Consider the following 13002-nt stretch of genomic DNA (forward strand, 5'->3'; position numbering starts at 1 on the left):
ACAGAAATATATTTAGAAATTTAGATTAAGACCTACCAGGAAATTCTTTGATACCGGCATATATCCTCCATCAAATCCGAGTGTATTATCAGTATTTGTCTGAATCTCTGGATTTAAACCTGAGTATTTGGTAATAGTTATTAGATTTTGTCCCTGTACATATAAAGATGCTCGACCAAACCCAATTTTAGATAAGGCAGCAGCTGGCAAATTATAAGTCAATTGAATGTTTCTGATTCGGAAATAAGAACCATCCTCAATAAAGTAACTTGATGGACGGCTACTTACTTGATCATTCGCATCCATAATAGGAGCTGTTGCATTCGGATTAGCTGCTACCCACTGCGACTTTGGCGCCGATGGGTTGCTTGGTTGCCATGCATTATAAAGAGCATCTTTTGATCTGTTACCTTGGAACGTGTTGAAATCAGCGAAGTAACGAACATAGTTAAAGATATCATTACCTACAGAACCATTACCGAAAATGGTAAACTCAAAGTTCTTGTAACCCAAATTCAAATTGATACCATAGGTAAAGTCTGGATGAGGATTTCCAATTACGGTTCTGTCGAGGTCAGTAATCTCTCCGTCGTTATTTACATCTTCTATTTTGAATTTACCCGGAGCATTATAGCTTCCGTAAGTAGCATGAGAATTAGCCTCTTCCTGAGTTTGGAATATTCCTAAGACATTGAAACCATAATAAGAGGACAATGGCAATCCTGCCTGAGTCAATGTTACCGCCGGTACTCTTGATCCAAATCCGAAGAATCTGGTACCTTCATTGTCGTCCAATTTATCCACCACATTTCTATAAACTGAGATATTACCAGAAACACTGTAACTAAAATCTCCACCTCCAGCAGTGTTTTTATAACCTAGATTTAGGTCAATTCCTTTGTTTGTGATTTGACCCACATTTGAAGAAGGAGCTGATGCATCACCTGCCGTGAAAGTAATAGGAATAGTAAATAGCATGTCTGTAGTAACTCGCTGCCAAACATCAAACTCCAAATTAACCTTATCACCAAACATCAAAACGTCCAATCCTAGGTTGTTAGAAGTAGTTGTTTCCCATTTAGCATTAGGATTTCCGAATTTTTGTGCATCAAATCCGATGGTAGGTGAAGTAGTGGATCCATCAATAGGATATCCTGCGTTGAAAATATTAGATCTGTAGGTAGTGAAAGCGTTGTAATCACCAATCGCCTGGTTTCCAGTCTTACCCCATCCATATCTCAATTTCATATCAGTCACGAAAGGCAAAGCCGATTTGATTGCAGCCTCCTCAGACAATCTCCATCCCAAACTGAATGCTGGGAAAACCGCACTTCTTGATGCTGACAAGAATCTAGAAGAAGCATCATTTCTTACGATAACTTGAATTAAGTATTTATCATCATAAGAATAGTTGAATTTACCAAACTGAGAAAACAAGCTGTAATCTCTGAATACGTTTCCTGAGTTAGATGCTGTGGTTGCATCACCTAAATCCAAATAGCTAAGGATTTCAGGGGAGTTAAATGCAAATCTTTGTCTTCCTGCTTCAAAAGACTCACCAAATTCCTTAATCGCTTCAGTGCCGACGTACACGTCCACCTTGTGAACGTCATTGAACGTCTTCGTATAGCTTAAGACATTTGACCAAACCCACTGATACTGATAGTCACTAGTTGCAGTGGTACTATTGATGAAGTTTCCTTCTACATATTCAGGCTGAGGGCGACCTAAGTACCTACCTCTGCTTATGTTTGCATCAATACCTAGACTTGTTTTAAACTGGATATTGTCTGTGAAATCATAAGAAGCATAAGCGTTGCCAAAAACCCTGATTCTGTAAGTTCTGTTGTCTTGCTGGCGTGAAATGATTGCAAAAGGGTTAAAGTTGTTTCCAAGGTTAGCTCCTCTACTTCCTGCAAAATTGCCAGCGATATCATATACAGGCAACAAAGGATGGTGCTTGTAAGATCCAGATACGGCATTTTGTTCGTCCTGATTTCCAAATCCTCCTTTTCTGTTGTCAAATGTTACCGAAAGGTTTTCTCCAACAGTCAATTTATTGTTAAGAGCTTTGAACTCGGTGTTAGCTCTCAACGAATATCTTTCATAACCAATGAACTTGATGATACCTTCCTGATTGAAATAACCAACTGATAAAGCATATCGACCGCTCTCAGTTCCACCAGCAGCAGAAATCTGATAATTTTTAATAGCCGCTGATCTAGTCACCTCATCCCACCAGTCGGTATCAGCTGACTTGGTGATAGCATAAATATTTCCCGGTCTCAAAGAATAAAGCTCAGGGTCAGTAGCTGGGTCACCATTCATAGCTCCACTTGGGAAAACATAATCAGGAATCCCTACTTCTCCATTAGGACCAAAAGTGTACTGTCCGTGAGTTGGAGTTTTACCGGCATAGATATCAGCTAGATATAAGTACTGACCAAGTTCTGCTGAATTCAACACATCCACAGAATTCCCTGACTGCTGAGTTCCATAATAGGTATTGAATGAAATTGATGTCTTACCTACTTTCCCTCTTTTAGTAGTAATAATAACCACTCCGTTTGCAGCTCTTGACCCATAGATAGAGGCAGCAGAGGCGTCTTTCAATACTTGAATAGATTCAATGTCGGCGGGGTTTAGATTGCCTTGTCTCTCTGTAGGTACACCGTCAATCACATATAAAGGATTATTGTTGCCGATGGTACCAAAGCCTCTGATACGAACAGTCGCTTCACCACCTGGAGTAGCATCGTTGACAATGTTCACACCGGCAGCTCTTCCTTGAAGCTGCTGAGCAAATGTAGTCGCTGGAATTGAGAGCAATTCGTCTGTATCCACTGTGGTTACAGCCCCGGTAATATCTCTTTTAGACTGAGCTCCATAACCAGTCACAACAATCTCCTGAAGTGAACTTTCTGATAGTTCCAATTGAACATTGATCGAGGATCTGTTCCGAACCACTTCTTCCAATGTAGCATACCCAACGAAAGAGAATACAAGTATTGATTCATTAGAAGGAGCTTCAATACTGTAATTTCCATCAATATCAGATACAACCCCTGTAGTTGTTCCTTTTATAGTCACAGTTGCACCTGGCAGTCCAAAGCCAGATTCATCTAAAACCTTTCCTGAAACATTGATTTGAGCGAGTACAACCGTACTGGAAATCGCCAAGAGCATCATAAGTGCACTTAGCTTTTTGTAAATATTTTTCATAAACATAGATAGATTTGGTAACAAGATTAATTTCAAAAACTTGTCTTTTTAATATGTCATCGCAATCGATTGCGACTATACTCAAAATAATAACAAAAGGTAATCTCCCGATCTACAGGATACTTTTGCGACTATACCGCGGTTTTTGATAAACCAACTAATTGAGAAACCTTTAAGTTTTGAGCACCTGTAACTGATGCTAAGAGGAGGAGGATACAATACTTCTAAGTAGAATAGGTCATAGGCAAAAATTTTGGGGGTTACGTTATAAAACTTGATCGTGAAGGCTAAAGATTCTAAAACAGAATTTTAATGCAACTGTAAAAATATAATTTGGGATTATCTTTGAACTCCATTCGAATCTTCACCATTGACCATTAATACAGCACTAATTTAGCGCAAATATCGGGTTTACCAAAAATAGGAATAATTCAATTGACAGTTTTTGAATTATCTACTTAGGTGAAATATTAAAGAATTGTTACTTATTTTTCATTAATGACAACAGGTGGCTTAAATATTTGGAAAAATTCATCAGAAGACCTGATTTCTTCGAAAATCGGATCCACCAATGCTTTCTGATAAATTAATTCGCTGGCGTGAATTGCCTTGTCCAATTGTAATAAAGCTACCTCTACTTGTCCGCTTTCGACAGCTACCATTGCCAGTCCATAGAAACCATAGCCGTAATTCCTTCCTGCCATCACAGACTGCTCAAATGAAAGACTAGCATTGGCAAAGTCCTTTACAAGGAAATAGGCCAAGCCCTTATTAAAAAAATCTTTTGGCTCAGAGTAAGAGTAATCAAAGCGTAGTGTAGCGAGTTTGTAATCCCCTCTCATAATATCCAAGGCTCCTCTCAGACTTTCGTTGTATTTCAGAAAATCTTCATTTTGGGTTAGTACGGAAGCATCGGAGAGCTTCTTATAAGCATCCCACGTCTTGCCCTGCAGCACCAATATCTGACCTTGATTATGTAGCACATATGGACTGGAGTCAATTTTAGCTGCCTGATTAAGCAAAGCATTCGCTTCTTTCCAAAGCTTATCCTTGGTAGCCTGATCAAGAGTTCTTTGAGCTAGTCTCATCTTCACTACAGCCAGGTTATTGTAGGGTATCACGGATCGAAACAGCTCGGTCATTTTACTGTATATCTTTGCCTTATCCTCGAGTCTAGGAGATACCTCCCCGGCAATGGCCCAGTCAGCCATATCGAGATCCGAATTTGCGGTGCTTTCGCTCAAAGCCTTTTGAAGTAAAGCTGTCTGAGATTGATCAAGTCCCGGAAGTGGTTTAGCTACAACTTCAATTTTGGCAGCTCTTAGACGTGGAAATAGATCGCTTGCGACTTGGTTGAATCCTGGAATCTTTTTTAATGCTTGAGATTGGGATTGGTAGTCTGATCCATCTAGCAAAACGGCGTAATATTGATCCTTCCTCTGGGTAGAAAGCTTTTCATATTCCCGCAGCTGCAGTCGAAAATCAAACCAGTCATTCCATCTTGACTTTAATTCCGTCAAGCTATCTCTAAGTGTAATATTAGACTTGCCTAGCAGTTGCTTTACTGACTCAGCCCTATCCATCCCAAGTTTACTACTTTTCCCTTCTGCGTTTTCCGGAGCTTGAGTTCCAGTGATTTTAAAAGACACCACAGAGGAGTTCTCAGTCAGAAAAGCTTTCAAATCAGCAATAGTCTGCTGGTTTGAAGTATTCATTTTTATAGAGGAAGATCCTGCATCAAACGTAATCAGGAATTCTTTGGAGCGGGAAAGATCAGCATCCATCACTCCTGTGGATATAAAAAGTCCTACCTGGGGAATAGGCTCATCGGGATTTACATTTCCGATTTTGGCCAGTAACGGGGTAGTAATCACTCCTCTGGCAAGCACTTTTTTCTGAAAAGGTTCTGCTTGGTCTTTTTTACCCTGAAAAAACTGAGCTTCTAAATATGCCCCTTCCATCCAAGGCTCATATGCAAGGTCGAAAGACTTCTTGTAGGAATACGCTGCTAAATTCTTGGTCAACTCAAGATCTTCGAAGAGTATAGAATTCTCCGAAGATTTCAGAAGTATATTGATCTTAGGGTTTTTCGGACTAAGAACCGACTCTATGGGAATGCTGCCTGTCACCTCAAAGCGGACCGAATCTCTAAAGAACTCCAGCTTACCAGGAGTCACTTTTGAATCTTTTAAAAAATCGGTTTCGGGCACCATTATTGAACTACAAATAAGTGGCAATAATATGACTAACAACAAAACGGGCTTTTTCTTAAACAATTGGTCTATCATTCTTATTTATTAATTCACGAGACTTTTTGCTAAATTTACTGCAACGAAACCACCTATTACCATGGAAAAGCTGAAAATATTCTTCGAAGAAAGAGCGTTTGGGGTTTGCTCACGCTTGGGTGAAAAACTTAATTTCCCTATTGACAGCATTCGTTTATTCTTTATATATGCCTCATTTGTCACGATGGGCTCGCCGGTGATTTTGTATGTGAGTATGGCGATGACTATGAAAATCAGAAAGTTTTTTAGGAAAAAGAACAACCCAATTCTTTTTGATTAAAGTTGCTCAAAGCTTTTCTTACCTAGAACCTTCCATTTCCAAAACACAAGATTAACCTTACCTTTTCGCAGTACCTCTTCTCTTCCTTCCCATTCAGGATGGAATTTCTCAACAGAACTCTTTTTTAATCTAAAGTCTCGATAAGCATCCAATACAGCGCGTGAAAACTCTTTTTTTCCCTGGATCAAAAAGCTTACTGCTGCCAGATGCTCTAACAAAGATTTGACCACAAAAATCCTGAGAAATCTGGACGCAGTTTCATTCTTATAAATCATGCTGAGGCTATTTCGAATATTAAGGTACATTTTCTTCGGACTAGCTCTATCAAGAGTGGCGCCGCCCAGATGATAGACTTCCACTGCACCAATATACCCTATTTTCCAGCCTGATTTTCTCATTCGCCAGCACAGGTCTATCTCCTCCATGTGTGCAAAAAAATCTGGGTCAAAGCCCGACAATTGATGGAAAACTGTCCCATTTACCACCATGCAGGCACCTGAAGCCCAATCCACATCAATAGTATCATCGTAGCTCCCTTTATCTTTCTCTATACTATCCCATATCCTGCCCCGGCAATAAGGATACCCATACCCATCCAAAAATCCACCGCCAGCTCCCGCATAGTCAAAGGTGTCTTTCTCTTTCCAAGAAAGAATCTTAGGTTGAAGTGCTGCATAATCAGCATGAGCTTCTATCCATTTGATCAGACCCAAGTCCCAACCTGCGGTCACTTCCACGTCAGAATTGAGCAGGATAAAATAGTCGTATTGTAGTCTGATTTGCGCCAGTCCTTCATTATATCCGCCAGCATAGCCAAAATTCTTGGAGAGTTTGATCTGCTGAATCTGAGGGTAGGACTCTTCTAAAAAGTTTAAAGAGCCATCTGTACTTGCATTGTCTACTACCCAGACATCATAGGTGCTATGCATACAAACAGAAGGAAGAAATTTCTTCAACATTTCTTCCCCGTTGTAATTCAGTATGACGATGGCGCAGGATTTCATCCAAACATTCCGCCTAGATCCATTCCCGGGATATTTGGCATCATGCCTTCAGTAGCTGATTTCATCTCTGCTTTGATCTTAACGTCAATGGCTTCCATAGCAATATTGGTAGCAGCGACGATCAGATCGCTTAGCATTTCCTTATCCTTTGGAGAAAGAAGTGATTCATCAAAGTCAATGCTTACCAACTTCCTATCACCATTCACAGTTACTTTCACCAGGCCTGCACCAGATTCGCCTGTGGCAGTTAGGTATACAAGTTTAGCCTGTGTCTCTTTAATTTTTGCTTGGGCTTCTTTCACTTTGCCCATCATGCCCATTATATCAAACATATTTTCTGTATTAAGATCTTCTCAATGATTGTGATTTTCAATTTATTTTAATCGCTCGACAGCCTCTTCCAAACTTACGGATTCCTGAGCGCCAGTTTCTAGATTTTTTAAGGCTATTACATTAGCCTCAATCTCCGAGTCCCCACAGATCCCCACAAATGGAATTATTTTCTTAGATGCAAACTCAAGTTGCTTTTTCATTTTGGTCAGATCAGGATAAAGCTCAGCTTTGATTCCTGCCGCTCTGAATTTCTTCAACAAGCCCAACCCATAGGCAAATCCTTTCTGATCAAAGTGAGTTAAAAGAACTTTCGTACTCTGAACGCTATCTTCTGGAAACAAACCCAGCTCTTCAAGTACGTCATACAAGCGATCTACTCCAAACGAAAATCCAACTCCAGACATTCCCGAAAGCCCAAAAACTCCCGTCAAATTATCATATCGACCACCTCCACTGACGGATCCGATCGATACATGGTTCACTTTGACTTCGAAAATCGCCCCAGTATAATAAGATAGTCCACGAGCTAACATTATATCCATATCCACAAAATCCAGGTTTTCACCCATACTTGTCAGGATTTGGAATACCTCTTCCAATTCACTCACGCCCTGAAGACCAATCTCACTTGTTGCCAAGAATTTTTTAAGGAAAGCCAATTTTCCCGCCTGATCAGTTTCCAACTTCACTAGCGGAGCCAATTTCTCCAGAGAATCGGAAGCAAATCCACGCTCGCTCAATTCTTCTTTGACTTTTTCCCAGCCGATCTTGTCCAGCTTATCTATCGCTACGCAAAGTGGACCTTCATTTCCAGCTTCCCCAATAGCCTCCGAGATGCCAGTCAGAATTTTCCGGTTGTTCAACTTGATGCTGTAATCGGTAAGTTTCAATTTCTCAAAAACAGATCGGATCATCAGAATTATTTCTGCTTCGCAAAGCAAACTATCCGTGCCCACCACATCAGCATCACACTGATAAAACTCACGGTATCTTCCTTTTTGAGGTCGATCTGCCCGCCAAACAGGCTGAATCTGAAACCGCTTGAACGGAAAAGTCAAGTCATTTCTATTCATCACCACAAAGCGGGCAAAAGGAACAGTCAAGTCATAGCGTAGGCCTTTCTCAGAGACCTTGGTCAGTGTCTGCTTGTAGCCGTTTTGTAAATCTTCTTCACCTACATTTTTCAGGTAATCCCCACTATTCAAAATCTTAAACAGCAACTGATCTCCCTCATCTCCATATTTCCCAGTCAGCGTGCTGAGATTCTCCATCGCTGGCGTCTCGATCTGATTATAGCCAAAAAGTTGAAAAGTGCCTTTGATCGTATCTAGGATATAATTTCTTCTGGCCATCTGAACGGTTCCAAAATCTCTGGTTCCTTTTGGCAGACTTGGCTTTTGCATGGAGTGTTTTTTGGTGATTAGCTGCCAAATTTATTGAAAAAAAAGGAAACGCTCCCTGATATCAGGAAAGTCCAGGAATTAAATCCCAAATTATTTTAGGCTAAAAAGAAATGTTTATTTACTTTTGCGACTCGTTTCGAAACAATACTATTAAAAATATACGACCATGGCAGTTACTACACTGAAGAGAAAACTTAAAAGAAAAAGACAATCTCAGACCACACGTGTGATTAAGATCAAGCAATTGACTGCTCAGCCTGTAATCAGAAACGTGGACGTTGAAGAGCTTAAGAAGTCTTTCGCGAAATAATTTTTATTTCTGCAAAAACATTGAAGGCGGTCAATTGACCGCCTTTTTTCGTTTAATTTTTTTGAGATTTTAGATGCAAGACATAAGACAATAGAAAGCATCCTTTGACTTGGTTCAAGTCTCATGACTTGGACCTACAGAAATGCAGTCTCAAGACAGCAATCAGAACAATGCACAAGTCTGATCCCGATAGCCAACTGGATTGCGCTAAAGATACCACTCAACGCGCCACAACTGTGACTGATCACTGTGACTGAAAACTAAGAACTGCACTACCTCTCACTTTTCACATCTTACCATTCACCCCATTCACCACTCACAATTCTTACGGCTTAAAATAAACTCACTATGCCTGAACACTGGAATACCTCCATACTTTTCATTTCTTACCTCTTACAATATTTACAACTTACTACTCACAAAACCCTCCCTCTCTTCCCCAACTCCACCACACGGAGATTTTTTATCTGACCCGCTTCCAGGTCAAAAAGTAACATCGTCCGCATCACATGAAACCCATGCTGTCCGATAGCCCCAGGATTCATATAGAGGCAATTCACTGTCTTATCAAATTCCACCTTGCAAATATGAGAGTGTCCACAGATAAACAGATTGGGCGATGAAGCCTTGATCCTTGTTTTGATCCCTGTGGCGTAGCGGGGAGGTTTGCCCCCGATGTGTGTCATCAGCACCTTCACTCCTTCCAGGGAGAATTCCTGCCACTCGGGATAAGTTTGCTGCATCACCTTATCGTCGATATTTCCGAAAACAGCCCGCACAGGCTTTCCCTTAGGCAAAGCATTCATGACTTCAAAAGTCCCGATATCCCCCGCATGCCAAATCTCATCTACCTCTTCCAGAAAGGCGAGCGTTTTGTCATCTATGTAACTATGTGAATCAGATATGAGAGCGATCTTAGTGGACATTTGAATTAAATCTTGCTAAATTTTCATTTCAATATGGAATAGCAATCTTTCACATCAAACTCAACAACCATGAAACTTCAAAAAATTCTTTTTCTGGCAATTGCTCTCGTTTTAGTCAAAATTGACTTCACACTGGCACAATCCACTGAGGTAAAAGCTCTTAATGTATCAGAATTTGGAGAACTAATGAAAAACAAAGGTGCTGTAAGAGTAATAGATGTGCGCACGCCAGATGAAATGGCAGAAGGTCATTTGCCAGGCTCCATAAACGTGGACTTTAAAAACGACAATTTTAAAAACGAAATTGCCAAGCTAGACAAAAAAAGAACCTACCTGCTTTATTGCAAAACAGGAATCAGATCCGGTGATGCAGCATCAATGATGAAGGCTGCAGGATTTACTCACATCTATTCTCTGGATGGAGGAATCGAAGCCTGGCAGGAAGCAGGAAAACCCATAGAAAAATGACAGGTATTAAATCAATCAATCCCTATTCAGGGAAACTATTAGCAGAATTTCAATCACTAACTGAAGAAGATATTGAGAAAAAGCTGAGTGCTGGCTCATTGGCATTCTCTAGCTGGAAAGAAACTGATTTTACGAAAAGAGCTGAGTTGATGAACAATGCAGCTGTCGTATTGAAGGACAAGCGTGAAAAATACGCAATGATTATTTCGCTGGAAATGGGAAAAGTCCTCAAAGAATCTCTGGCAGAAGTGGACAAGTGCGCTTTGGTCTGCGAGTATTATGCGGAGAATGCAGCTGAATTCCTTCAACCAGAATCTATAAACTTACCAGATGGCGCCAAATCCAAAGTCATTCATCAGCCACTTGGAATCATCCTGGCTGTGATGCCTTGGAACTTTCCTTTTTGGCAGGTCTTCCGCTTCGCCGCACCTACTTTGATGGCTGGAAACGTCGCAGTATTGAAACACGCATCCAACGTGCCCCAGTGCTCATTGGCTATAGAAGAAGTATTCGCTGATGCTGGATTCCCAGAGGGTGCTTTCCAGAGTCTTTTGATTGATTCCGAAGCCACGACCAAACTGATAGAAGATGACAGAATCAAAGCTGTCACGCTTACAGGCAGTGAAAAAGCGGGCTCATCCGTAGCGGCGGCAGCTGGCAAGCACATCAAAAAATCTCTGCTCGAACTGGGCGGAAGTGATCCGTTTATAGTACTGAAAGACGCAGATATTAAGAAAGCAGCCAAAACAGCAGTAAAAGCGAGAATGATCAATTTTGGCCAAAGCTGTATTGCCGCCAAGCGCTTTATCATTGAAGAAGAAGTTTACGAGGAATTTCTAGCGCATTTCGTGGAGCATTTCAGAAAACTCAAACAAGGCGATCCCATGGAGGAAGCCTCTGACTTTGCTTGCATGGCTCGACCAGACCTGGCAGCAGAACTTTATGCCCAAATTGACAAGTCTGTGAAAGCGGGCGCTACACTTCTTTTTGGAGGAGAGCAACCTGAAGAAGGTTCATCCCTATTTCATCCGACTATTTTATCAGATATTCCGACTTCAGCACCAGCTTATTCTGAAGAGCTTTTTGGGCCGGTTGCAACTATTTTCAAAGTAAAAAACGAAGAAGATGCAATTGCTCTGGCCAACGATTCTGAATTTGGACTTGGCGCTTCTATTTGGTCTGAAAACAAAGAAAAAGCAGAGATCTTAGCTGGCAAAATCGAAAGCGGAGCAGTGTTTATCAATGCCATGGTAGCGTCAAATCCACACCTTCCTTTTGGTGGAGTGAAAAAATCTGGATTCGGAAGAGAATTGGGCAGATATGGGATTTTAGAGTTCGTAAATTCAAAAACAGTGTATCTGGGCTAATCAATTAGGGATAAAGCTTGCTTATTTTTTGGTTTTGGCCAATTCCTTTCTATTTTTACGAGCCAAAATTTTGTCATAAACTAATGAGAGAAATACAGTTTCGAGAAGCCTTAAGAGAGGCAATGTCCGAAGAAATGAGACGTGATAAAGACGTTTTTCTGATGGGCGAAGAAGTTGCTGAATATAACGGAGCATACAAAGTATCCCAAGGAATGCTGGAAGAATTCGGTCCTGATCGTATCTATGACACACCGATATCCGAACTTGGTTTTTCTGGACTAGCTGTAGGAGCTGCGATGAACGGGCTGAAGCCAATCGTGGAGTACATGACTTTCAACTTCTCTCTAGTAGCAATAGATCAGATCATCAACTCCGCAGCGAAAATGCTAGCCATGTCAGGTGGAGCGTATAGCGTGCCAATAGTTTTCAGAGGCCCAACAGGTAATGCCGGTCAATTGGGCGCTACTCACTCTTCAAATTTTGAGAGTTGGTTTGCCAACACGCCAGGCTTGAAAGTAATTGTACCATCTAATCCTTACGATGCAAAAGGCTTGTTGAAAGCTGCAATTCGTGACCCAGATCCAGTGATCTTCATGGAATCTGAAGTGATGTACTCTGACAAAGGCGAGGTGCCGGAGGGAGAATACCTTCTTCCTATCGGCGTAGCTGATGTAAAAAGAAAAGGAAAAGATGTGACTGTCATTTCCTTTGGAAAAATGATGAAAGTTGCCCTTGAAGCTGCCGAAGTAATGGCAAAAGAAGGCATCGAAGCTGAAGTTATTGACCTTCGTACCGTGAGACCAATAGATTACGCTACTTGCATGGAATCTTTAAAGAAGACCAATCGTGTAGTAATCGTGGAAGAGGCTAATCCAATCGCAGCTATTTCATCTGAATTGACTTATCACTTCCAGCGTTATGCTTTTGATTACCTAGACTCTCCAGTGATACGAGTAAATTCCATGGACATTCCGTTGAGTTACTCTCCTACTTACATTGAAGCTACTTTGCCAAATGTGAAGAGAACCGTAGATGCAATCAAAAAAGTCTGCTACAAGTAGTCCTTTCGTTTATTATAGAAAAGCCCGGCTTCAGTAAATGAAGTCGGGCTTTTCTTTTTTTAGGAGGGACAAATACTTGGTGGCCATTCGTGTGACCTTCGTTCCGGCATAGGCGGGCACGAACGGTGGCAAGAATCCCCTTTCTAAGTATAGTAAAAATCCCAAGTTCAACGTCAAGGAAAATCAATCCGTGAACTTTACGGATCTCAGCGAAAAACTTTGCGTCCCCTGCGGTGAAAAAAAACACAAAAAAACCGCCCTCAACTGAGGACGGGTTTTTCTCTTGTAACCCAATCTACTATTTAAATTAATGTGATTATACGGAATCTTGCCAGTAGAA

Annotated in this window: 11 protein-coding genes; 5 read left to right on the top strand and 6 right to left on the bottom strand. The window is 41.0% G+C overall.

The annotated features are described in order from the left end of the window. Positions 1-12 precede the first annotated feature (12 nt). Positions 13-3222, bottom strand: a complete 3210-nt coding sequence (locus BVH04_RS19165) for a SusC/RagA family TonB-linked outer membrane protein (RefSeq protein WP_086543097.1) — start codon at positions 3220-3222, stop codon at positions 13-15. Positions 3223-3707: 485 nt separating this feature from the next. Continuing rightward, entirely contained in the window at positions 3708-5435 is a 1728-nt protein-coding gene (locus BVH04_RS19170; protein ID WP_086543089.1) for a hypothetical protein, read from the bottom strand. A 136-nt stretch (positions 5436-5571) separates the two neighbouring features. Between BVH04_RS19170 and BVH04_RS19175 the strand changes: the two genes are divergently transcribed. Beyond that, on the top strand, positions 5572-5790 hold the full coding sequence (locus BVH04_RS19175) for a PspC domain-containing protein (protein ID WP_086543090.1): 219 nt from the start codon (positions 5572-5574) through the stop codon (positions 5788-5790). On the opposite strand, the gene BVH04_RS19180 is transcribed toward BVH04_RS19175, so the two are convergent. From BVH04_RS19180 to hisS, 3 genes are read right to left on the bottom strand one after another with little or no spacing between them, the layout of a single operon-like run. Continuing rightward, positions 5787-6794, bottom strand: coding sequence for a glycosyltransferase family 2 protein (locus BVH04_RS19180; RefSeq protein WP_086543091.1), 1008 nt, complete (start codon positions 6792-6794; stop codon positions 5787-5789). The two genes, BVH04_RS19175 and BVH04_RS19180, sit on opposite strands and share 4 nt — an antisense overlap. Continuing rightward, positions 6791-7126, bottom strand: a complete 336-nt coding sequence (locus BVH04_RS19185) for a YbaB/EbfC family nucleoid-associated protein (RefSeq protein WP_086543092.1) — start codon at positions 7124-7126, stop codon at positions 6791-6793. Before BVH04_RS19185 ends, BVH04_RS19180 begins: the two co-directional genes overlap by 4 nt. A gap of 42 nt (positions 7127-7168) precedes the next feature. Continuing rightward, complete coding sequence (hisS, locus tag BVH04_RS19190) at positions 7169-8530, bottom strand: histidine--tRNA ligase (RefSeq protein ID WP_086543093.1); 1362 nt, start codon at positions 8528-8530, stop codon at positions 7169-7171. Positions 8531-8696: 166 nt separating this feature from the next. On the opposite strand from hisS, the gene BVH04_RS25535 reads away from it, so the two are divergent. Then, complete coding sequence (locus BVH04_RS25535; RefSeq protein ID WP_169712834.1) at positions 8697-8840, top strand: hypothetical protein; 144 nt, start codon at positions 8697-8699, stop codon at positions 8838-8840. Between the two features lie 416 nt (positions 8841-9256). On the opposite strand, the gene BVH04_RS19195 is transcribed toward BVH04_RS25535, so the two are convergent. Then, complete coding sequence (locus BVH04_RS19195) at positions 9257-9766, bottom strand: metallophosphoesterase family protein (protein WP_086543094.1); 510 nt, start codon at positions 9764-9766, stop codon at positions 9257-9259. Positions 9767-9835: 69 nt separating this feature from the next. Between BVH04_RS19195 and BVH04_RS19200 the strand changes: the two genes are divergently transcribed. From BVH04_RS19200 to BVH04_RS19210, 3 genes are all read left to right on the top strand, one after another. After that, positions 9836-10234: a rhodanese-like domain-containing protein gene (locus BVH04_RS19200; protein ID WP_086543095.1), complete on the top strand. Its 399-nt coding sequence runs from the start codon at positions 9836-9838 to the stop codon at positions 10232-10234. Next, positions 10231-11601: an NAD-dependent succinate-semialdehyde dehydrogenase gene (locus BVH04_RS19205; protein ID WP_205635885.1), complete on the top strand. Its 1371-nt coding sequence runs from the start codon at positions 10231-10233 to the stop codon at positions 11599-11601. Before BVH04_RS19200 ends, BVH04_RS19205 begins: the two co-directional genes overlap by 4 nt. Positions 11602-11684: 83 nt before the next feature. Beyond that, positions 11685-12662 (top strand): pyruvate dehydrogenase complex E1 component subunit beta, encoded by a 978-nt coding sequence (locus BVH04_RS19210; RefSeq protein WP_086543096.1) that lies wholly within the window; start codon positions 11685-11687, stop codon positions 12660-12662. Positions 12663-13002: the final 340 nt, after the last annotated feature.

Origin of the sequence: Algoriphagus antarcticus (assembly GCF_002150685.1) — a bacterium.
Classification (GTDB): domain Bacteria; phylum Bacteroidota; class Bacteroidia; order Cytophagales; family Cyclobacteriaceae; genus Algoriphagus; species Algoriphagus antarcticus.